The sequence below is a fragment of the Marinobacter subterrani genome (assembly GCF_001045555.1).
GTDB classification, from domain to species: Bacteria; Pseudomonadota; Gammaproteobacteria; order Pseudomonadales; family Oleiphilaceae; genus Marinobacter; species Marinobacter subterrani.
The window spans coordinates 1,720,246-1,742,185 of sequence record NZ_LFBU01000001.1; the positions used below are offsets into that span (position 1 = coordinate 1,720,246).

16 protein-coding genes and 1 tRNA gene are annotated in these 21,940 nt (G+C 58.3%); 2 read left to right on the forward strand and 15 right to left on the reverse strand.

All coding sequences use genetic code 11. The features are described from left to right. Positions 1-137: 137 nt before the first annotated feature. The 11 genes from msub_RS08140 to msub_RS08190 form a co-directional block, all read right to left on the reverse strand. Entirely contained in the window at positions 138-2,522 is a 2,385-nt protein-coding gene (locus msub_RS08140) for an efflux RND transporter permease subunit (protein WP_048495541.1), read from the reverse strand. A gap of 46 nt (positions 2,523-2,568) precedes the next feature. Then, positions 2,569-3,663, reverse strand: coding sequence for a WD40/YVTN/BNR-like repeat-containing protein (locus tag msub_RS08145; RefSeq protein WP_227506670.1), 1,095 nt, complete (start codon positions 3,661-3,663; stop codon positions 2,569-2,571). 201 nt (positions 3,664-3,864) lie between these two features. Continuing rightward, entirely contained in the window at positions 3,865-5,253 is a 1,389-nt protein-coding gene (locus tag msub_RS08150; protein WP_048495543.1) for a DUF1329 domain-containing protein, read from the reverse strand. 188 nt (positions 5,254-5,441) lie between these two features. After that, positions 5,442-8,084, reverse strand: coding sequence for an aminopeptidase N (gene pepN / locus msub_RS08155; protein WP_048495544.1), 2,643 nt, complete (start codon positions 8,082-8,084; stop codon positions 5,442-5,444). An 82-nt stretch (positions 8,085-8,166) separates the two neighbouring features. Further along, entirely contained in the window at positions 8,167-9,006 is an 840-nt protein-coding gene (locus msub_RS08160; protein WP_048495545.1) for a DUF2797 domain-containing protein, read from the reverse strand. Next, on the reverse strand, positions 9,003-9,293 hold the full coding sequence (locus msub_RS08165; protein WP_048495546.1) for a YeaC family protein: 291 nt from the start codon (positions 9,291-9,293) through the stop codon (positions 9,003-9,005). Before msub_RS08165 ends, msub_RS08160 begins: the two co-directional genes overlap by 4 nt. A gap of 173 nt (positions 9,294-9,466) precedes the next feature. Continuing rightward, positions 9,467-10,321, reverse strand: coding sequence for a rhomboid family intramembrane serine protease (locus tag msub_RS08170; RefSeq protein ID WP_048495547.1), 855 nt, complete (start codon positions 10,319-10,321; stop codon positions 9,467-9,469). Between the two features lie 43 nt (positions 10,322-10,364). Then, a complete protein-coding gene (locus tag msub_RS08175) occupies positions 10,365-11,378 on the reverse strand; it encodes a metallophosphoesterase (RefSeq protein WP_048495548.1) in 1,014 nt (337 codons plus the stop codon). Positions 11,379-11,380: 2 nt separating this feature from the next. Beyond that, positions 11,381-12,265 carry an NAD(+) kinase gene (locus tag msub_RS08180; protein ID WP_048495549.1) on the reverse strand — a complete coding sequence of 295 codons (885 nt, stop codon included), beginning with the start codon at positions 12,263-12,265 and terminating at the stop codon, positions 11,381-11,383. Positions 12,266-12,376: 111 nt separating this feature from the next. Then, positions 12,377-13,624: a hypothetical protein gene (locus msub_RS08185; RefSeq protein WP_048495550.1), complete on the reverse strand. Its 1,248-nt coding sequence runs from the start codon at positions 13,622-13,624 to the stop codon at positions 12,377-12,379. Between the two features lie 204 nt (positions 13,625-13,828). Continuing rightward, positions 13,829-15,898 (reverse strand): NADPH-dependent 2,4-dienoyl-CoA reductase, encoded by a 2,070-nt coding sequence (locus msub_RS08190; protein ID WP_048495551.1) that lies wholly within the window; start codon positions 15,896-15,898, stop codon positions 13,829-13,831. A gap of 144 nt (positions 15,899-16,042) precedes the next feature. Here msub_RS08190 and msub_RS08195 point away from each other — a divergent pair, with 144 nt between their 5' ends. Further along, positions 16,043-17,092 (forward strand): AraC family transcriptional regulator, encoded by a 1,050-nt coding sequence (locus msub_RS08195; RefSeq protein ID WP_048495552.1) that lies wholly within the window; start codon positions 16,043-16,045, stop codon positions 17,090-17,092. A gap of 202 nt (positions 17,093-17,294) precedes the next feature. Here the strand turns inward: msub_RS08195 and msub_RS08200 are convergent. Both msub_RS08200 and msub_RS08205 read right to left on the reverse strand, forming a co-directional pair. Continuing rightward, positions 17,295-17,371: transfer RNA gene (locus tag msub_RS08200), tRNA-Asp, on the reverse strand. 138 nt (positions 17,372-17,509) lie between these two features. Next, positions 17,510-18,541: an AraC family transcriptional regulator gene (locus msub_RS08205; protein ID WP_048495553.1), complete on the reverse strand. Its 1,032-nt coding sequence runs from the start codon at positions 18,539-18,541 to the stop codon at positions 17,510-17,512. Positions 18,542-18,804: 263 nt separating this feature from the next. On the opposite strand from msub_RS08205, the gene msub_RS08210 reads away from it, so the two are divergent. Then, positions 18,805-19,677 carry a MaoC family dehydratase gene (locus tag msub_RS08210; RefSeq protein WP_048495554.1) on the forward strand — a complete coding sequence of 291 codons (873 nt, stop codon included), beginning with the start codon at positions 18,805-18,807 and terminating at the stop codon, positions 19,675-19,677. Here msub_RS08210 and msub_RS08215 read toward each other — a convergent pair. Together msub_RS08215 and fixJ are read right to left on the reverse strand one after the other, a co-directional pair. Continuing rightward, positions 19,674-21,257, reverse strand: a complete 1,584-nt coding sequence (locus tag msub_RS08215; RefSeq protein ID WP_048495555.1) for an ATP-binding response regulator — start codon at positions 21,255-21,257, stop codon at positions 19,674-19,676. The two genes, msub_RS08210 and msub_RS08215, sit on opposite strands and share 4 nt — an antisense overlap. A 45-nt stretch (positions 21,258-21,302) precedes the next feature. Continuing rightward, entirely contained in the window at positions 21,303-21,929 is a 627-nt protein-coding gene (gene fixJ, locus msub_RS08220; protein WP_048495556.1) for a response regulator FixJ, read from the reverse strand. Positions 21,930-21,940 lie beyond the last annotated feature (11 nt).

A 21,940-nucleotide genomic window follows, 5' to 3' on the forward strand; every position in this document is an offset into this window, starting at 1 on the left:
GGGCAGACAAACGACATGGTCGTTTAAGAACATAGACCACCAGCAAGCATAAATAAAGTATGAATGAGCTTGCTAAACGATTGAGTGATCAACAAAAAAGCCCGCAATGCGGGCTTTTTTGTGTCTGGCTGCGAATATTATTTCGCAGCGCGGGCTTTTGCAAGCATCTGGTCCGGCCTCAGCAGGAAGCGGGCCAGTGCGGGAAGCAGCCAGATGGCACCAACCATGTTCCACAGGAACATAAAGAACAGGAGGAAGCCCATGTCTGCCTGGAACTTGATCGGCGAGAAGATCCAGGTCACCACACCGAGGCCCAGTGTTACGCCGGTGAAAATCACCGCTTTACCGGTTGAGCGCAACGTTTCGTAATAGGCATCCTGCAAGGTCTTGCCCTCTAGCAGGAACTTCTCGAGTTTGCTGTAGATATAAATGCCGTAATCGACCCCGATACCAACCCCGAGTGCAATGACCGGCAAGGTCGCCACCTTGATGCCAATACCGGAGACGGCCATGATCGCCTCACAGAGGACAGAGGTCAGGCCAAGCGGTATTACGATACACAGCACGGCTCTTACCGAGCGGAAGGTCACCAGGCACAACAAGCTGACCACCCCATAGACCAGCAACAACATCTTGTCCTTGGCGTTGGCGATGACCTCGTTGGTGGCTGACTCAACGCCCGCGTTACCGGCGGCCAGCAGGAAGGTGTGGTCTTCGGTGTTATTATTGGCAGCAAACTCCTCGACACGACTGACAACCGTCTGAAGTGTTTCAGCCTTGTGATCCTCCAGGAACACCAGCACCGGGGTAAGGCTGCAATCGGTATTGATCAGGCCGGAAGGAGCACTCCGGATCGAGGCGTTGATGATGGTCTGGTTCCGGGAAATCTCATACCACTTCCAGTTACCTTCGTTCAGCGCCTTGGTGACAATTTTCGAGACATCCGCCAGAGACGCGGAAGACTGAACGCCCGGTGTGTTTTCAAGCTCCCATTGCAGGGCATCCATGGCACGCAGCACCTCATACTGGGTGCACTGCTCCACCGGAGTCTCCACCATCACCACCAGAACATCCGCACTGGTCGAGTAGTTATCAATGATGAAAGCGTTGTCGGTGTTGTACCTTGAATCGGCCCGCAGTTCCGGCGCGCCGCGATCTAGGTCACCCACTTTCAGATCCTGCTTGTAGTAGAGCCCCAGACCGAGACCAATCAAGCCGATCAGAAGGGAAATCGGCGCCACCCCCGGATGGGAAAAGTAGGACATGACACGCCACTTGCGATCCTGCTTTTCACCGTGGTTCTGGACATGGCGAATGCCGCCCTTTGAGATTCCTACATAGGACATGATCAGAACATGCAGTACCAGGTTGGTGATGATCACAAAGGCCACACCTATACCGGCGGCAACAGCCAGATCCCGGATTACGTCAATCTCGATAAAGAACAGTGTGAGGAACCCGAAGGCATCTGAAATCAACGCCAGCATCCCCGGAATATAGAGCGCCCGGAACGCCAGGCGGGCAGCGGTGGCTGAATCGAAGCCTTTGGCCGATTCGACGGCAATGGAGTTAACGATCTGTACGCCGTGACTGATACCAATGGCAAACACGAGGAACGGCACCAGAACCGAATAAGGATCCAACCCGTAGCCCAAAAGCCTCAAGGTACCCAGTTGCCAGAAAACGGCAATGATTGAGGTAAAGACCGGAACCAGCGTTCCGGTAATGGACCGGGAGTACCAGTACAACAGCAGGGTCGTCAGAATGATGGTGATGCCGGCAAACCAGGCAATCGAACCAATCCCTTCGATCAGATCGCCGACTTTCTTTGCGAAACCGACAATATGGATCTCGACGTTCGGGTTCTGGGCCTCGTATTTCTCGCGAATCTTCTCTTCGAGTTGGCGGGAGAACTCGCCGTAATCCAGCGGCTCACCTGTTTCCGGATTCTTTTCGTACAGGGGCGCATAAACAATGGTGGACTTGAAATTATCCGCCACCAGGCGGCCCACCTCGTTCGAACGCAGAACGTTCTGGCGGAGCTGTTCCAGGCTGGCATCCGAGCCATCGTAACTGTCCGGGATGACCGTGCCGCCCTGGAAGCCTTGCTCGGTCACCTCTACCCAGCGCACGTTCGATGTCCAGAGGGATTTCAGGCCGGAACGGTCGACCCCGTTCAGGTAGAAAACCTCATCGGTAATCTGCTTCAGGGTCTCCATGTATTCCTTGGTGAAGATATCCCCCTCTTCCACTTCAACCGCGATCCGCACGAAGTTGCCTAGGTTCTGCAGATCATCGCGGTTCTCCAGCATATTCACGATATAGGGGTGCTGCAGCGGAATCATCCGCTCAAAACTGGCATCAGGCTGAATCTTGATGGCGTTGTAGCCCAGAAACAGGGTCAGCAGAAAAAAGGCGATCAGAATGATGGCGCGGTTATTGAAAATGACCCGCTCCAGGAACGGTTCCGCATTGGGCGTCGTCAGGTAATGCTCGCCCTTGTCATGCTTCGGATTGGACATTCAAAAGCCCCTCTATTTTGCGTTCGGTTGTTGCCACATCAGGGCGTTATTGAAGGTTCTTTCCGCGGGCGTCCGTGATCGTCGCACCGCCTTCACCCACGATCAGAAGCCCGGTACCCGAGATCGGAACCACGCTCATGACACCTTCGCGGTCACTCCGGAAGTAGTCACGAAACAACTCGGCACCATTGCTGCTGGTCAACACCACGCCGCTATTGCCGACGAGTATGATGCGGCCATCGTCGACCACGGCACCATTGTTCAGAGTGGCGTCGGCGGTGCTTGGCACAACACGCCAGGTTTTACCGAGGTCATCTGAAAACAGGATGGTGCCTCGAAGACCGTAGGCCAGAATCTCGTTCACCTGTCCGGTTCCCATCACACCGAACAGGGAACCTTCGTAGGGGCTTTCCCGACGCTCCCAGGTTTGTCCGCCATCTACTGACACGTGAATCTGGCCAGCCTCACCGACGACAACCAGCGCACCGCCGGTGATCTGCGAGATGCTGTTGAGGTGAAAGTTGGTGGGGTTCTCGATGCGGGGAGCCCAGTCCTGCCAGGTCTCACCGCCATCGGTGGTGCGCAGAATCATACCGTAGGCACCGACTACAAAACCGTCGCTCTCATTCTTGAACCAGACGTCCAGTAAGGGGTTTACCGGCCCGATGTCGAGGTCCGACTGCATGGTTTCGATGGCAAAAAGGAGGTCGTCACGCGCCCACTCAAGGTCGCCTTTCTCTGCTTCGGGAGCGGCATCAATCCGCTCTTCCATAGCGGCGACCTGCTCTTCCTTGGACCTGATAGCGAGTTCAAGGGCCTGGACACCGGTAAGCTGCAGGCTCCAGGTTTCGCCGGCATCCCCGGAATGCAGGATTACGCCACTGTGGCCCACCGCCCAGCCCTCTGTGGCGGATCCGAAATCCACCGCGGTGAGCGTCACCGACACCGGCACTTGGCTCTGGGTCCAGGTTTTACCCTCATCATCGGAGTAGATGATGTGGCCCCGCTCGCCGACCGCCACGATGCGGTCACCCGCTTTCGTAACATCGTTAAGCAGCCGCTCAGGCGCCAGTTCGGTGGGCCGGGCCGGGGTTTCTATGACATCTGCAAGCGCAAACGCCGCCGGTGCTGACCACATCATGGAAAGCCCAAGGCAAACTGCTCCCAACGTCTTGCACATCAACCTTTTAGCCATTCAATTGCCTATTCATGTTGTTTTGAACTGTGTGTCTCTGGCCGGTCGTGCCGGCAATCATGATGAACATACCGACAGCCTTCCGGTTGCCGGTATGTTCATCACCATGTCTTTTGAGCGGAGACGCATCCCGCATCCGCCAGCGCCTTAGCGAACACTCCTGCGGCGCAGAGATGCCGGAGAGAAGTAGCGTGTATTCGGAACCTCATTGGTGAATACGCGGGTATTGGGCTCTTCAGTATCAAGCCCGAGCACGTGGTAACGGCGCGCCTGAAGGTCATGATAGACGTCCAGCACGGTCCACACACCCGGAAGTTCATAATAATTTTTCGGCAACCCCATGGTTACCCGCCAGAGTTCACCCCGCCCGTCGTACTGGTCGAGCAGAACCGTGTTCCAGCTGTCCTCATCGATATAGAAGCGACGCTTGGCGTAAATATGGCGCTCGCCCTCTTTCAGGGTAGCCGTGACTACGTGGACCCGGTGCAACTCCCAGCGGGTGAGGTCCGGATTGATGTGGTGAACACCCAGAATTTCGGAGTAAGGCGTGCCCTTTTCGCCAATCCGGTAGTTGTTATAGGGCATGTAGATTTCCCGCTTCCCTTCGTAGGTCCAGTTATACCGATCCAGAGCCCCGTTGAAGATATCGGTGTCATCCGCGGTACGCAGATTGTCCGATGCCGCGATCGGCGAGTCATAGCCCAGGTTAGGCGCCCTGCGCACGCGGCGCTGGCCCGCATTGTAGCCCCAGCCATTGCGCGGATTAATGATCTGGTTCAGGGTCTCGTGAATGAGAATGGCGCCGCCGGCAAGCCGGGGCGGAGACTGGGTAAACGACAGATAATAGAAAATAACGTTATCCAGCGTTTTCTCGCTACCCTCGGGGTTGTAGAAGTTGAAAAACGCTTCCTGCTGGGAGGTTACGAGGGAATACTCGCCATCGGTCTGGACCGCCACTTCACTGGACCGGCGGGTCACATAAACACCACGCCAGCGGGTCAGGTGGTTCCAGATGGCCTGCCAGGCCTTTTGCTCATCGTTACCATGCAGAATGGGAAACGGATAGCCTCCGAAGGCACCATCGATACCGGCGCCCTCACCAACAATTTCCGCGCTCACGGCGTTCTCGCGGGTATTCTTTGCCACCCAGTCAGGAACCGCATGGGTCCTGCGGGTCTGGTACACCGGAATACGGAAGGTCGTGGGATAGGTTTCCAGCAGGGCCTTCACGCCATCGGTAAGGAATTCCTCGTACTGGTCCATGTTGGCCGGCGTGATGGTAAACAGGACCTTATCATCCGGAAACGGATTGATATGGTGTTGCCCGCTCCCTTCATAGCCGGGAGGGGGCTCGGTAAGCCCGCCGGTCCAGGGAGGGATTGTGCCGGCACTGTTGCCGGCCTTGGGTGAGCCAAAGGGAGTCAGTTCCTGGCCGAGGCGCGCTGCTTCACTGGGGGATACACCTGCCAATGCAGTCGATGATGCCATGGACAGAGCCAGCAGACCGCCGAGAATCGCATGTTTGTTGTATGTCATCGTGAAACCTTAAGTGCGTCTGGGAGCCTCTTCAGAGGCTTTTTTATTGTCGTCTGCAAGGAATGCAGACCTTCACCCAGACTAACGAATCACGGTTTAAAGTCTATCGACCGAAAGTGCGATTTTGTATCCGGCTGTGACAAAGCTCCCGGTTACAGCAGCCAGGCTTGCTGAACCGGGCCCGGCGCTCAGCCGGCGAGGCTCTTGTGTACCACCTCGTAGACATCCCGGGACAGGCCGTCTTTGTCGCGAATGCGCTCCAGGGCGGATTCCATCTGCCCGCTGTAGACCGGCGCGAACTTCCGCCAACGGGTCAGTGGCGTCACCAGACGCGCAGCGATCTGCGGGTTTGTGTCATCCAGCCGGCAAACCTGATCCGCCAGGAAGTCATAACCGGAACCGTCCGGATTGTGGAAGGCCGACAGGTTCTGCCCGGCGAAGGCACCGACTACGGAACGGATCTTGTTCGGGTTCTTCCAGTCGAAGGCCGGATGCTCCAGCAACTTCCTGATATCCGCCAACTGTCCGGCGCGGTCGCTGGCTGCCTGAACGGAGAACCACTGCTCAACAACCTGTGGATCGTCCCGGAAGCCGCCGTAGAACTGGTCCAGGGCCTGCCGTCGGTCTTCCTCGAAATCGGAGTTGACCAGCGCGCGCAGGGCACCCATCCGGTCTGTCATGTTGTCCGCGTCGTTCAGCTGGCTCTCGGCCAGGGCGCGACCTTCTGGATCGTTGATCATCAGCAACCAGGCGAGCGCGGTATTACGAAGGCTGCGCCGGGCGATCGTCTCCGGAGTCACCTCATAGGGACCGGTTTCAAGATTACGTTGATAACAGGCCTTGAGCTCGTCCTTCAGGGCGCGCGCAAGGCTCTGCATTACGGTCTCACGGGCCCGATGAATCGCCGGAACATCGGCATCTTCTGCCAACTCGATGAGGTAGGCCTCTGAGGGCAACTGAAGCATTTTTGCCACCAGAGCCTGGTCGAGTTGCGCGTCGGTGACCAGTTTTCGGTAGGCCTCGACCAGCCGCGGTTCAACCTCGGCATCGTCGGCAGCACCCACCAGGGACTGGATCACATCAACCGCCAGCCGCTGGCCAGCGTCCCAGCGGTTGAAGCCGTCCGGATCGTGGCTCATCAGGAACAGCAGCTGCTCGCGGGTCCACGGATAGCGAACCCGCACCGGTGCCGAAAAGTGCCTCAGCAGGGAAGGCACCGGGCTGGATTCAAGGCCGTGAAACTCGAAGGTATGGACCGCCTCGGTAAGCTCAAGCACCCGCTCGGCAGGCGCCTCCGGTGCGCGGTCTTCAAGCTGCAGGGGCAATGGCTGGCCATCCTGTCCCAGCAGGCCCAGGGCAAAGGGAATGTGCTGGGGCTTTTTGTTGCTCTGGCCCGGGGTGGCCGGGATGCTCTGCTCAATGGTCAGGCGATAGATGCCCTTGCCGGCATCGAACTCATCGGAAACCGTCAGTACCGGCGTGCCGGCCTGCTCATACCACAAACGGAACTGTCTGAGGTCACGCCCCGATGCATCTTCCATGGCCCGGACAAAATCGTCGGTGGTGACTGCCTGGCCATCGTGGCGCTGGAAGTAAAGATCGCTGCCCTTGCGGAACATCTCCGGCCCCAGCAGGGTATGGATCATGCGCACCACTTCCGCGCCTTTTTCATAAATAGTCAGGGTATAGAAGTTGGAGATCTCCATATAGGAGGCCGGACGGACCGGGTGCGCCATGGGGCCGCCATCTTCGGCAAACTGGGCAGTACGCAGCAGAGTGACATCCTCAATGCGCTTGACCGTTGGCGAACCCATGTCCGCTGAGAACTGCGAATCCCGGAAAACCGTAAAGCCCTCTTTCAGGCTGAGCTGGAACCAGTCCCGGCAGGTGACCCGGTTACCCGACCAGTTATGGAAGTATTCATGGGCAACGATGGCCTCGATGCGCTGGAACGCCAGGTCGGTCGCGGTTTCCTGGCTGGCCAGAACGCAGGAGGAGTTAAAGATGTTGAGCCCCTTGTTCTCCATGGCCCCCATGTTGAAATCATCAACGGCCACGATCATGAAGATGTCCAGGTCGTATTCCCGGCCGTAGACTTCCTCATCCCATCGCATGGACCGCTTGAGGGAGTCCATGGCGTGATCACATTTTTCGGCGTTTCTGGGCTCCACATACATGCGCAGATCAATGTGCCGTCCAGAGCAGGTGGTAAAGCTGTCACGCCTCTCCACCAGATCACCGGCCACCAGGGCAAAGAGGTAGCAGGGCTTGGGGAACGGATCTTCCCAGGTTACAAAATGACGGCCATTTTCCAGCTCGCCCTTTTCGACGTCGTTGCCGTTGGACAGCAGGATTGGGTAGGCCGCTTTGCTGGCCTCGATACGGGTGCGGAAACGGGCCATGATATCCGGCCGGTCCGGGAAGAAGGTAATGCAGCGGAAACCTTCGGCCTCGCACTGGGTACAAAACATTCCGGAGGATTTGTAGAGCCCCTCCAGCCGGGTATTGTTCTGCGGCTCGATCCAGGTCACAACCGTCAGCCGGAATTGATCGGGAACGGTCCGGATCACCAGCTGATCGCCGCGATCCTCATAGTCACTGGCGACCAGCTCGATGCCATCAAGGGCAACGGATTCCAGCGTCAGGCTGTCGCCATCAAGTTCCAAGGGCGCAGATGCCTCATCGGACTCGGGATTGCGCCGGAGCTCCAGCGTGCTGTGTACCCGGGCGCCATCCTCAAAAAGCTCGAATCTCAGGTCCACGGTATCGACCAGGTAGGCGGGCACCCGGTAATCACTCAGGTAGATGGTTTGTGGCTGGCTGGTGCGCATTGGTTTTCTCCAGAATTCGCTGCCTGCGTGTGCCGGAGTTTCTGGCCCACGGGCGTGATTGGGTCGGCCGGGAGGGGGCTGCTCAGCCCTCCATAACCCGGAAACGGACTTCATAACCGGTGAACTTACGGATGTTGATCACACCGGTATCGAGAATAAGGTACTGGCCCTTGATGCCCTCAAGAACGCCTTCAACCTCCGGCGTTTTATCAAGGTTATGGGTTTTGATCTTTTCTGGCCAGGTCACCACAGGATAGCTCAGACCAAGACCCTGCTCATCCACTTCACGAATAGAGTCCGGGCCGTGGGCGTCTCTGAGCGCCGCGATATCCCCGGCAATCAGGCTGAGCACTCTGCGGCGTTCTTCGGCCAGGTCCAGCTCCGGAACATCGCCCTTGAGCATCGCCCGCCAGTTGGTTCGGTCGGCAACGTAGGCCTTGCAGGCCACTTCCACCAGACCGGCAATATACCGGGTTGCAACCCGCACCATCGGAATGGCATCAACCGCCCCCTGGTCAATCCACCGGGTCGGCACCTGGGAGGCCCGGGTAATACCGACCTTCAGGCCCGAGGAGTTCGCCAGGTAAACCACGTGTTCCACCATGCAATGAGTCTCGCCCCACTCCGGCTCACGACAGGTACCGAGATGGTAGTGGCACTTTTCCGGACTCATAATGCAGCTGTCGCAGGCAGCCAGTTTACGGAAACAGGGATAGCAGAATCCCTGGTTGAAGCTTTTATTGGTCTTTCTGTCGCAGTGAATGCAGCGAATGGTTCCACCAAAATCGAACCGCAACGAACGGCCAATCAGGTCATTCAGGGGCACACGGGTATCGCCGACGGCAATGGTGTAAGCCACCGGGTCTCCCGCTTCTGCCGGCATTTTGCGAAGCCGGCCGGTTACATCAATCAACCCGCTCAAGACTTGACCTCAACAAACTGTTCCGGATCAACATCGCCGATACTCTGGTTACGCTGTACCGAGGGGTCGCAGGCAGTTCCGGCTTTACTGCCCCGGTCGAGGTAACCGACACGTTCCTGTTCGGGAATGCCGTGCAGGTTTTCGTAATAGATGACCGCCTCCAGGCTGATTTCGCGCTGCTCAGGCGTCAGCTTGCGGCCATCCGGCCATTTGCCGAGTTCAATCGACTGGCGGAGGCTCCGGTAGACATTGGGGTCCAGTCGCTCAATCAGTTCTTCGTAAGTCATCCCGCTCTCCTGAAAAAAAGTTCATATAAAAATGGCGGAATCGTTTGACAGAATCAAACGATAATGATTATCATTACTTCACCAAATGACGACGGTCGTATCATTTGGTCTCTCTCATCAGGAGCTTTCAGCTCTTTTTATGCCCCGCCTCTGGCGGGGCTTTTTTATGCGCCTCACCGGGTTCTTACGGGCAGAATGAGCGCGAGGGCCAGCCCCGCAACAAATCCCCCCAGATGAGCCTCGTTCGCCATGCGACCGAGCCCCAGCATTTCGGGCAGCGCGGTAAACCCGATCACCATCCACGCCACCGCAAAGGTGACCAGTGCCGGCGGGAACTGGAACCTTGGCACCGACCGCTGGCTCAGCCAGCAGTAACCGAGAATCCCGTAGACAACACCCGACAGCCCGCCAAAAAGTGGACCTGAAACAACATACTGCAGGCCATTGGAAACCAGGCTGGTGACCACAAACAGGGTAATCAGGCGCCCCCGGCCGTCAAACCACTCAACCTGACTGCCCAGGAACCAGAGCATGACCGAGTTGAAAATAATATGGGTCCAGCTGAAATGCAGGAAATCCGGCGTCAGCAAGCGCCAGACCTGGCCAGTGGCCAGGGTTGCGGTTAACGCCTCAATACGACCGGCCATGCTACTCCAGTCGTAAGCTCTCGGATCAACGATCATCAGGGCCGCAGCCAGTTCATTCTGGCCCATGGCGGTGAGCCAGACCATGATGACCGCAAACACGATAATGCCCAGGACCAGAGGCGCATGGCGGGGCGAAGGCTGCCAACGCCCGCCAACAAAAACCGGCGAATCGTTCTGGCGGTCGACCGCCTCCCGCAGCTCCGGCTCCGCCATGAATCGATCAAGCGCAGCAAGGACCGGCTCGGCGTGGGTCGGGTCCTCCAGCCAGAGTACCTGGAAGCCGCCCTCCTCGGTGATTCTGTGGGTCACTCCCTGCCCTTTCAGCCAGCGGCTGAACGTGGCCAGATTGACCGTGGTATCCAACTGCTTTACTCGATACACAGCTTATTCCGCCTCCGGAAATGGGTGGGCTTTGCGGCCAGAACTAGCGCGCGAGACTGTCTTCACTGGTGGGATAATCCGGCTGTTCCGGCCGGTCCACCTCTACCCAGACAAACTTGTCCCGGGAAAGTGCCCGTTCACCGTCCATCCGGTAAGCCACCAGCCGGCCGTACTTCACGGCACTGAAATCGATACAGGCAACGTTGGACTTCAGCGGAGCCGGCTCACCTTCCATCCAGTAATGCCCGACAAACACCGGCGGGGCATCCAGCGGGTAGCTGATTAACTGCTTTCGCTCGCCTGGCGTCAACACCCGGCGCGCCACTTCCGGCGGAAGCGGGTCCGGCTGGAACACCACATCGGCGTAGGTACGGGGATTATCCGCCCAGAATTTGGTGCGGAAAAACTGCCGCACATAGCCATCTCGGCCGGTAATTGCCATACCTTCAGGCAGGCGCAGATCGGTGCCCCGCAACAGGGTATCCATCACCTGGCCGGCGAACGACTCAATGGCCGCCGAGGCGTGCAGGAAGTCCTCGTCAATACAGGCACCACCCTGAACGCGCCGGAATTTCTCGATCAGGTCGCCATCCCAGCAGGCATGCACCGCGCGGAAGTCCTCGTCCTCGATGAACAGGGGAATGGTGTAAAACCATTCGAGAAACTCGTTCCACTCATGGGGATAGGCTTCGAACTGATCCAGCGTTTCTTTGATCAGTCTGTCATGGCGGGCATTGTGTTCCCGCAGCCATTTCCTGCCACTGCCCGCGCGGGCGCGGGTGCAATAGCCCAGGGCATTGTATTCGTGGTTGCCCATCACGATGCGGGCCGAGCCGTGCTCCACCATATCCCTCACCAGGTGAAGTGCTTCGCGGATACGGGGCCCGCGATCAATGATATCACCGATGAAAATGGCCTGGCGGCGCGGATGCTGGTATACGCCGTTGATCCTGCGATAGCCCATCTGATCCAGCAACCGGGCAAGCGTGTTCGCGCAGCCATGAATATCGCCAATAATGTCATAACCGCGACTTGCGGCCTGTCGGGTTCCAGCCATGCTCAACTCGCTGATATTTCGCTAGCCCAGCCAAGCTTGTCACGGCAGGTGGCGTAGAAATTGTGATCGGTGGGATGAATCAGCCGAATCTTGAACGGCTTTTTGGTGATGCGAATGATATCGCCCGGCGCGCAGGCAATGTTCATCTGCCCGTCGAAACTGATTTGCGGATAGGTTTCGTTGGTCTCCCCGATCACCAGTTTGATCTCGCTCTTGCCATCGACCACGATTGGCCGGCTGCTGAGCGTATGGGGAAACATGGGCACCAGAACAATGGCATCCAGCTTGGGATGCATGATCGGCCCGCCCGCTGACAGCGAGTAGGCGGTGGAGCCGGTTGGGGTGGAGACGATCAGGCCGTCCGAGCGCTGGCTGTAGACAAAGTGGCCATCAATGAACAGATCAAAGCCGATCATCCGGGTGGATTTACCGGGATGCAGCACGACATCGTTGAGGGCCGTTCCAAAACCCAGGGGCTGACCGTTCCGCTCGACGTTGCCATCCAGCAGGAAGCGGGCCTCCTCCATGTATTCACCTTCCAGAACCTTGCCGAGACGTTCCTCAAGGTCCGCCGGTGAAATATCAGTCAGAAACCCCAACCGGCCACGGTTTACCCCGAGCAGGGGAATCTTGGATTTTGCCAGTTCCCGGGCCGCGCCCAGCAGACTGCCGTCGCCGCCAACCACAATCACCAGGTCACAGATTTCGCCCAGCAGCTTTTTGCTCGCCACCTGCAGGCCGTGGCCGGGCAACATGCTGGCCGTGTCTTCCTCGAGAATGACGTGGTAGTGATTGGCAATCAGATACTGTTTGAGCTGGCGCAGCGACTCAACCACTTTGACGCTGCCCATCCGGCCAATCACACCAATATTCCTGAACTGATCCATGAAGTTTCCTGCGGTGTCGGAAAGCGGCGGGGCCAGACGAATCCGTTACCCCGGTGACAATCTGGCGTACAGTTTAACGAAAGTCACCCGATACTGAAAAAAGTTCCGGCCTCAGGCCTGGTGTTTCTCGCAGCGATCATCGGTCCCGGGGCGGAATTCCGCCGGCTGGCTGACCCGCACGATGGGCTCACCACAGGCCTTGCCATCCTTGCCTTCGTGCTTGCAGACCGGGTTTTCGTAGTGCTCCAGCCATTCCCGGTAGGCCGGCTCGTTCATGCCGCAGCGATCGGCCGCATAGGCGGTGGGGTTATTGAAGTAGGTTTCGATATCGTCGTAGGGCAAGGTGATGTGCCCCACACCGGCGTGATAGGCCACCAGGAACACCGACTGGCGCTTCAGGTGGTCCAGAATGGAGTTCTCGGCAGGCTCACGGTGCCGGAGATCGTGGTTTTCCTGCTCAAGAGCCACGATCTTGTCGTCCCTGAGCTCCAGCTCCCTCTGGCGGCGTTCAAGTTGCTCCCGGAGCAGCACCAGTTCTGCGCTGGCGTTGGCTTCGTCCCGTTCCTTGTCCTCACCTCCGGATGCCATTTGCTCCTGCATGGTGAGGTACTGCTCATTGCGTTCAGACAGGCGCTTCTTGAGCTGGTCATTACTCAGGCGCTGGCGTTCATACTTCTGCTCCAGGGTTGCCATCTCATTGCGCAGACCCTGCATTTCCAGACGATGCTCGCGCTGAATGTCAGACAGGGAATCGCGATGGACGCTTTGCAGCGTCTTGATCCGGAGGCGCTGCTCGCGGATCAGCTGGGCAAGACGGGAGCGATCCGCTGACGCTGCGCCACCTTCGGCTCCGGCAGACTCCTCCGCCTCCGGATTCAGCAGCGGAATATTCTCCTCCTGAACCGGTTCTATCTTGCGGAATTTGAGGCTGTTGGCCTCGATGGCCTTTCGAATCGACTGGAAGTGGTTATTGCCCGGCGTCATGTCCGGGTCCCAGAGATCTTCCTTGTACTTGGGATCGGGGCACTGGCTTCGACAAACCAGGCGGATAGCGCCACCGCCCATGTCCGGCCCCTTGGCGCCGCGCCGAGCCAGCTCCTCAATGGGCACATTCCAGTGGCTGTCTGCCCGGCCTTCTTCGTCAAACCAGATCCGGAAGAACACCAGTGCCTGCACGAGGAGATCGCCACTCAGCTCGACCAGAACGGCCCGGACGTCCGTTTCGGCCAGATCAGACAGGCCCACATAGCCGTCCAGGAAGGCACCGAATTCGCTGGCCCGCATCTCGCGTGCCACCTGGCCCCCATCCATGAAAAATACCGCCGAATAACCATCGGTTGCCTGGTCGGCAGACACCATTGCTGACTCCCACGATTCAAAGATTCGACACCCAGACGACGCACCGGTTAAAAGTGTTCCATCAAACTACGGTATCGGCGACTCCACCCCGACGGGAAGGCCTCGGGGCGGAGATGCAAACTGACAGACTCAAAGCCAATAGTCTAGCCAGTCAATCCTTGCTGCACAGGGAAAAACTGCAACAATTTGTGATCGTATCAGCGGTTAAAGTTCCGCGGCCAGGCGGCTGCCCTGATTGATCGCCCGCTTGGCATCCAGCTCCGCGGCAACATCCGAGCCGCCAATCAAATGAACCGGCAGGCCTGCCGCTTCCAGCTCCGCCTGCAATTCCCGCAACGGCTCCTGGCCGGCACATACGATAATCGTATCCACGGGCAATACCCGCTCCTCACCCCGCTCGGCACCTTTTGGCGTGACGGTGATGTGCAGCCCCTCATCATCAATCTTGCGATAGGTAACACCCGGCACCATCTGAACCTCACGATTCTTGAGAGAAGCCCGGTGAATCCAGCCGGTAGTCTTGCCCAGGTTCTTGCCCACCTTGGACGCCTTGCGCTGAAGCAGGTAGACCTCCCGGGCAGGTTCCGGCACTTCCGGGGTTACGCCCTGGATACCACCGCGGTGCTCGACGGTGAGATCGACACCCCACTCGCGCATGAAGTGCCCGGTATCAAGGGCCGCCGACGTGCCTTTGTGGACAATGAATTCCGAGACATCGAAACCGATACCGCCGGCGCCGATCACGGCAACCTTCTGGCCAACCGGCTTGCGCTGCAGCAGTGCATCCAGGTAACCGATCACTTTCGGATGATCAATGCCCTCGATGTCCGGGGTACGGGGCTTCACCCCGGTCGCCAGAATCACCTCGTCAAAGCCGCCGGCCTTGAGCTCTTCGGCAGTCACCCGGGTATTGAGGCGAACGTCCACCTGATGCTTCTCGAGCATCACGCGGAAATAACGCAGTGTTTCATAGAACTCCTCCTTGCCCGGTATCAGCTTGGCCACATTGAACTGGCCACCAATCTCGCTGCCAGCGTCAAACAGGGTCACCTTGTGGCCCCGCTCCGCAGCAACCGAGGCAAATGTCATCCCTGCAGGCCCGGCACCAACTACAGCAATAGATTTCGGGGCCGCTGCTTTCACGTAAGTCAGTTCGGTCTCATGGCAGGCACGGGGGTTCACCAGACAGGAGGTCAGCTTACCGCTGAAGGTGTGATCAAGACACGCCTGATTACAGCCGATGCAGGTGTTGATTTCGTCGGCGCGGTCCTCTGCCGCTTTCAGCACCAGATCGGCGTCCGCCAGGAACGGCCGGGCCATGGAGACCATATCGGCATCGCCTTCGGCGAGAATCTTCTCGGCAACCTCCGGCATGTTGATCCGGTTGGTGGTCACCAGCGGAATGCCCACCTCACCTTTCAGCCGTGCGGTCACTTTGGTAAAGGCACCCCGGGGAACCGACGTGGCGATGGTGGGCACCCTGGCCTCGTGCCAGCCAATGCCGGTATTGATGATGGTGGCGCCAGCCTTCTCGATTTCCTTGGCCAGGTGAACCACCTCGTCCCAGGTGCTGCCATCCTCAATCAGGTCCAGCATGGAGAGGCGGTAAATCAGGATAAAATTCTCACCCACCCGCTCACGCACACGGCGCACGATTTCGATGGCCAGGCGGATACGATTCTCGTAGCTGCCACCCCAGCGGTCGGTCCGGTGATTGGTATGGGAAACGATGAACTGGTTAATGAAATAGCCTTCCGACCCCATGACCTCAACACCGTCGTAGCCGGCACGTTGCGCCAGGGCAGCGCAATCCGCGTAGTCCTGGATCTGCTTTTCGATGCCCGCCTCGTCCAGCTCCTTCGGCTTGAACGGGTTGATCGGCGCCTGGATGGCGGAAGGTGCCACCAGCTCCGGCGAGTAGGCGTATCGGCCGGCATGAAGAATCTGCATGCAGATCTTGCCATCGGCTTCGTGCACCGCGTCAGTGATGATCCTGTGCTTGTCGGACTCTTCGTTGGTGGTCATCTTGGCGGCGTGCTGAAATACACCGCCCTCGACATTCGGAGCAATCCCGCCGGTGACGATCAGGCCGGCACCGCCACGGGCACGCTCTGCGTAAAATGCCGCCAAGCGCTCGAATCCGTTCTTCGCCTCCTCAAGCCCCGTGTGCATGGAGCCCATCAGCGTGCGATTGCGCAGTTTGGTGAAACCAAGATCCAGCGGCTCAAGCAGATTCGGGTATCGCGCTACACCTGGGGTCGTGCTCGTGGTCATTTCCTGTCTCCTCATCGTGATCGGTGGCGGGCCTCCGGAGCCCGACTCATTATTGAGCTCTAAACTACGCGTGGATCTTGCCCTCCACAATATCCGGGGATAACATTTTATTATCCCTGGATAACATGTCTGACAAAGGCTTCCATGAGCAGTCAACACGCACCCCCCCAAACCCGTCAAAACTCGCTCGGAGACATCAGTGTTCTCTATGTTTCCGCCCTGTTGCGTGCCGCCGAGGCCGAAGGCGCCAACGTTGCCGAACTGGCAGCGCGCTTCCAGCTTGATCACCAGACCGTGGCGTCCCCGGAAGCACGGATCAGCATTCCCCGCTTCATGCGCCTGGGCCATGCGGCGATCAGGGAAACCGGAAACCCTGCGCTTGGCTTGCGCATGGGCGCACTGTCACGACCCGTGGATGCCGGTATTGCGGGGCTTGCCGGGGAAACCGCCGACACTGCCGGGTCGGCGATCAGCACCCTGATCCGTTACGCGCTGCTGACCAGCCGCAATAGCCGGGGTGTTCCGACCATTCGGCCCGACACCCGACAGGCGCAGTTCCATTCCATCCGACCCTATAACGGCTTCAACTATTTCGTCGTGGATTCGGTACTGGCCGCCTGGACCCAGTTCCTGCGAACGGTAACCGGCCGCTATGATGTTCTGGAGAAGGTCACCATCGAATACCGTTCGATCGGTGACGATGAGCTGTTCGAGAGCTGGTTCCGCTGCCCGGTGCAGTTCGGGGCACCAGCAAACGCCATCACTGTGCGCCCTGATATCTGGCAAAGCGAGAGCCTGCAGGCGCAGCCGGCGATGCACGAAAAGCTGGCGGAACTCTGCGAGCGGGAGATGCAGCAAATCCGGCGGGGATGGACAATGGCAGATCGGGTGAAGAATCTACTGACACCTCTGCTCCGGGGCAAAACGCCGGGGCTGGACACCATTGCAAGGAAACTTGGCGCAGCGCCGTGGACACTGCAGAGGCAACTGGCGGCGGAGGGAACAGGGTTCCGGGAACTGGTGGATGAAACGCGAAAACAGTTGGCCCGGGACTACATCCGCGAGACCGACTCATCATTGGCGGAGATTGCCTGGCTTCTGGGGTTTGCCAATCCTGCGGCCTTCCACAAGGCCTATCGACGCTGGTTCAGCCTCAGTCCGGGCGAGCACCGGAAGCAGATCAGAAGCGCCTAGAGCTCAGTCGCGTCGTCCCAGCCTTCGTCGTCTTCGTACTCTTCGTACTGGTTTTCAATCAGCTCGTCTTCGTAGTCTCGCATGGCAGTTTTCCTTTTTCCCGATTCAGGAACAGGCTAGAGGTGATGTATGACAGATAAATGACAAATAGAGACGCGAGCGAAGATAGAAGACTAAACAAGGGGCAAACGGGAAGGAAAAATGGCGGAGCGGACGGGACTCGAACCCGCGACCCCCGGCGTGACAGGCCGGTATTCTAACCAACTGAACTACCGCTCCGTGCGGGTCATCACGTTCTGCCTTCGGGAGGCGGCGCAATCAGGGGTGTGACTGCTTGGTGACAACGAGGGCGCATTATAAAGAGGCGCCCCGTTATGTCAACGCTTTTCCCGAAAAAAGTTCGCAAGTCTTATGCGGTTACATGGCATCGACCATGGCGTCCTTGCCCTGCGCGGTTTTACGGTATTCGATGGGAGTCATTGCCGACCAGCGTTTGAAAGCCCGGTAGAAGGTGCTCGGCTCTGAGAAGCCAGTGAGATAGACGATTTCATCAATGGATTCATCGGTGGTGGCCAGCAGTTGACGGGCCAGCCGATACCGGAAATCAGCCAGCACCTGGTTGAAGCTGGTTTCAGCCTCGGTGAGGCGGGTACGCAACGTACGAGGCTTGATGCCGAGGCGCTCGGCCACCGCATCCAGGGTTACCTCGCCGCTGTCCAGCAGCTCCGCGATAATCCGTTCAACCTGTCCGACAATGTCTTTCTTCTCGAGCCGAGCCACCTGCTCGCTGGCAAACCGCTCATGGAGATCCAGAAGCTCTGGCTCAGCATGGGGCGATGCATGGGATAACAGCGCCACGGGGAAATACAGCCGGTTCTCCTCAGCGCCGAAGGAAACGTCACAGCCGAGCACTACCCGCACATGGTCCTGGCCTTCGGCCCGTTCATGCTCAAACTCGATGCGGGAGGGCTGGAAGGTATCGTCGGTGATCGAACGAAAAAAAGTAATCAGGCCCTGAACAAAACATTCATTGAAGTGCTTAAGCCGGCGGACATCATCCGACGCGGCATCCAGTACCATGCAGGCATTGTCACCCTCAATGAAAAAATCGGTATTGGCCGCATCGCTCAGCAGGCGCTGGTAGTTCTGGGCTCGCCGCAACCCCTCGCCGAAAGTCGGGCTGCTCAGAAAAAGGTATTCCAACACCTGGCCTTTATAGGCGGGTAACAACTGGCCAAGATGCAGCCCGACATCAGGATCGCCGGAAACATCCTCAACGGCCTGCCAGAAGTACATCTGGGCGCTGTGGGGCGTTCGAAGCTGCTCGGTATAAACGTATTTCTCATCCACGCCAAGACGGCTGAAAATGGCATCGGTGTCGATTCCCTTCTTTTTCATCGCCTCATAGATCAGGCGCAACATCACTCCCGCGTCACGAAGTTCCTGCATAAGATCCCGCTTTTTATTGGTTTACTGCTACTTTGACCGACCGGACACCCGTCCGGGTACGCCAGGCCAATGCCTGTTCCGGCGGGGTTTGCCAAACTTGCCGGGCCCCAATACTGCGCCCTGTAAGACAATCGTCTTATAGTAGAGCATATCAGGCCACGAACACAGAGTTGTACCAGATTGTAAGCAGGACTAGCCCGATAAGACACCACCAAGCCACAGGTGCCATAATGACCAGCGTCGGATGTGACGGAGAACAAGCCATGGCAGAAACTCTCGTTTATCACAATTCGCCACCCTCACTACTGCCGCTCTACGGCAAGGCACTGCTGGCGAGGCAGGAAAAGGGCGGGAGCATGACAATCCCGGACTTGTCGGCGTGCCTGCGGGGCGCCAGCACAGGCGGCGATAGCCTCAAGCGTTACCGGAAGGTATGCGGATTCACGCCGCACAGCCACCTGCCGCTCACCTGGCCCCATGTACTGGCATTCCCCCTGCACCTGAAACTCCTGACCGACGATCGCTTTCCACTGCCATTGCTGGGGCTGGTCCACCTGCGCAACACCATCACCCAGTACCGGCGTGTCGGCGCCGGGGAAAACCTGGATATCAGCGTCTGTCTGGGCAATGAAACGCACACCACCCGGGGTGTGGAGTTTGATCTGATTACCGAAGCCCGTTCGGCAGGCAGGCTGGTCTGGGAGGAAGCAAGCACTACCCTGTTTCGGCAACCACAGAAAGATGGCGAACCGACGGGCAAGAAGGCACCACCAGAACTGGAGCGCTATCCCCACACAGTGAGCCTGTCTGCACCAGAATCCATTGGCCGCCAGTACGCCCGGGTATCCGGCGACAGCAACCCGATCCACATGCACGCCCTCAGCGCCAAAGCCTTCGGTTTCCCCCGGGCAATTGCGCACGGCATGTGGACCAAAGCCCACGCACTGGCAGTGCTGGAGCAACAGAAAGGCTGGCGCCCGGGCGCGATCAGGGCAGCCTGTCAGTTCAAGAAGCCGCTTTTTCTGCCGGGCACGGCTCAGCTGAACTGGAAGACCGGGGAATCAGGCTGGGATTATCAGGTGCTGAACGCGAAAGGCGACGCGCCGCATCTGAGCGGGCGCATCGACTGGCTCTAGGCTTTTGGTGCCGCGTCCTCCGGGGTGCAGGGAGCACCCTGGGCGCCGGCAACCGGAAGGGTAAAGTAAAAACAGGCACCGCCGTCTTCCGGGCGCTGGAAACCGATATCCCCGCCCTGGGCCTGAATCAGCGAGCGGCAGGTAGAGAGCCCGATGCCCATACCATCATCCTTGGTGGTAAAAAACGGCAGGAACAGCTTTTCTTCGGCATCTTCCGGCAAACCCACACCGTGGTCGCGAACCTGGATTCGCACACAGGTATCGCCCTGCCTGCTGGCCGATACCTCAACCGGCGCGGCAGAGCTCACACTACTGGTCGCCTCCAGGGCATTCCGTATGAGGTTGAGCGCCACTTGCTGGACCTGAATCGGATCAGCCATCACATCCGGCATATCGTCAGGTACCACAAGCTCTATGGCACCTTTGTTATTGCGCATGTCCACCTCGGCAAACTGCCGGGTGTCCTCCAGAAGCGCCGAGACCGAAAGCACTTCCTTGCCGGTTACCGGTTTCTTCATGAACCGCCGGATCCGGCGGATAATTTCGCTGGCCCGATGGGATTGCGCCTCGATCTTGTCCAGGGTCTCCTGAAGCAGCCCCATATCCGCGGTTTCTTTCGCCATCATCCGCTTGGCGACCCGGGCGTAGTTGGTAATCGCCGTTAACGGCTGATTCACTTCGTGGGCAACACCGGCGGCCATTTCACCCATGGTGGTCAGGCGTGAGGTATGCGCCAGCTGGTCCCGCTGCTCCTGAACCAGATGCCGGGCCTCTTCCAGGGCCCGCTCGCTGTCCAGCTCGGCAGTAATGTCCCTGAACACCACGACAGCGCCATGGAGCTCGTCGCCGTCCAGCTTGGGGGTAGACCGATATTCCGCCGGAAAGCCGGTGCCATCGGCCCGCAGCATGCGGATATCCCGCTGGTTCTCGGCTACCCCCTGCTGGCAGGTTGCTTTTACCGGAAGACTGTCCGGATTATCCCCGGCCGTGGCGAAATGGGTTGCAAAAAAGTTGCGGCCGATCAGCTCCTCCACCGGAGCCCCCATAATGAGCGCCGCCGCCGGATTCGCGAATTCGATCAGGCCATTCTCATCAAGGCCGTAAATGCCCTCGCTGATCGAGTTAAGGATGCGGGCCTGGTCACTCTGAAGCTCACGGTTACGGGCTTGCAGCTCTCTTTCAAGGCGGATGACCGAGGCGTGGGTCTTAACCCGGGCGATCACTTCCTGGGATTGGAACGGCTTGGAAATATAGTCAGCGCCGCCCAGGGAAAAGCCCTTTACCTTGGCCTGCAGGTCATCAAGGGCAGACAGGAAGACAACGGCGCAGTCGGCCGTCTGGGAATCGGCCTTGAGGCGCTCACAGACTTCATAACCGTCCATCTCCGGCATCATGATATCCAGGAGGATTACTTCAGGCTGGTGGCGGTGGGCAAGATCCAGTGCCTTTTCGCCTTCATTGGCAATCAACAGCCGGTAACCTTTATCTTTCAGGGTCTCATAAAGGACTTTGAGGTTCTGCGGATTGTCGTCCACAAGCAGAACCGTCACCTCTGAGTTCTCGCTGACAGCTTCAGTCATATATTCAGGGCCGGTTAAAAAAGTAACCGTATGATGCCGGCGGGATCACCCGGCGTCGATAAGGTCCTTTACGGACAGGACCATACGGACAAGATGTGCAAGGGAATGGGTGCCCATCTTGTGCATGACGCGGGAGCGGTGAATCTCCACAGTGCGCTGGCTGATCTCCAGCTCAATGGCGATGACCTTGTTGGCCTGACCGGCAATCATACGGTCCATGATTTCGTGCTCTCTCGGAGTCAGGCTGTTGATACGCCGAATAATTTCCTGCTTCTCATCCAGCGATTTGCGCTGTTCCAGGTCCTGCCTCAGCGCCGCCTCGATCTTTTCCAGCAGCGCCTCTTCCCGGTAGGGCTTCTGGATGAAATCTACAGCCCCCTCTTTCATGGCATCTACCGCCATGGGCACGTCACCGTGGCCCGTGACAAAGATAATAGGCAGAATTGAATGCTTTTCGTTCAGTTTCTTCTGCAACTCCATACCGTCCATGCCGGGCATTCGGATATCCAGCACAATGCAGCCGGCCATCCTGTCGGTATAGTCCTTCAGGAAAGCGGTTGCACTCTCATAGGTCTTGACCGGCTTGCCGTCGGATTTAAGCAGTAGCTCCAGGGAGTCGCGGACTGCCTCATCGTCCTCTACCACGTACACGGTTTGCTGAATATCAGTCATGGATGTGTTCT

Coding starts and splice junctions, on each gene's coding strand:
- msub_RS08195 (WP_048495552.1), top strand. CDS start 16,043: ATGAGCAGTCAACACGCACCCCCCCAAACCCGTCAAAACTCGCTCGGA.
- msub_RS08140 (WP_048495541.1), bottom strand. CDS start 2,522: ATGTCCAATCCGAAGCATGACAAGGGCGAGCATTACCTGACGACGCCC.
- msub_RS08150 (WP_048495543.1), bottom strand. CDS start 5,253: ATGACATACAACAAACATGCGATTCTCGGCGGTCTGCTGGCTCTGTCC.
- msub_RS08185 (WP_048495550.1), bottom strand. CDS start 13,624: ATGGTGTCTGCCGACCAGGCAACCGATGGTTATTCGGCGGTATTTTTC.
- msub_RS08210 (WP_048495554.1), top strand. CDS start 18,805: ATGGCAGAAACTCTCGTTTATCACAATTCGCCACCCTCACTACTGCCG.
- msub_RS08180 (WP_048495549.1), bottom strand. CDS start 12,265: ATGGATCAGTTCAGGAATATTGGTGTGATTGGCCGGATGGGCAGCGTC.
- msub_RS08190 (WP_048495551.1), bottom strand. CDS start 15,898: ATGACCACGAGCACGACCCCAGGTGTAGCGCGATACCCGAATCTGCTT.
- msub_RS08215 (WP_048495555.1), bottom strand. CDS start 21,257: ATGACTGAAGCTGTCAGCGAGAACTCAGAGGTGACGGTTCTGCTTGTG.
- msub_RS08165 (WP_048495546.1), bottom strand. CDS start 9,293: ATGACTTACGAAGAACTGATTGAGCGACTGGACCCCAATGTCTACCGG.
- fixJ (WP_048495556.1), bottom strand. CDS start 21,929: ATGACTGATATTCAGCAAACCGTGTACGTGGTAGAGGACGATGAGGCA.
- msub_RS08175 (WP_048495548.1), bottom strand. CDS start 11,378: ATGGCTGGAACCCGACAGGCCGCAAGTCGCGGTTATGACATTATTGGC.
- msub_RS08205 (WP_048495553.1), bottom strand. CDS start 18,541: ATGCAGGAACTTCGTGACGCGGGAGTGATGTTGCGCCTGATCTATGAG.
- pepN (WP_048495544.1), bottom strand. CDS start 8,084: ATGCGCACCAGCCAGCCACAAACCATCTACCTGAGTGATTACCGGGTG.
- msub_RS08145 (WP_227506670.1), bottom strand. CDS start 3,663: ATGATGTGGTCAGCACCGGCGGCGTTTGCGCTTGCAGATGTCATAGAA.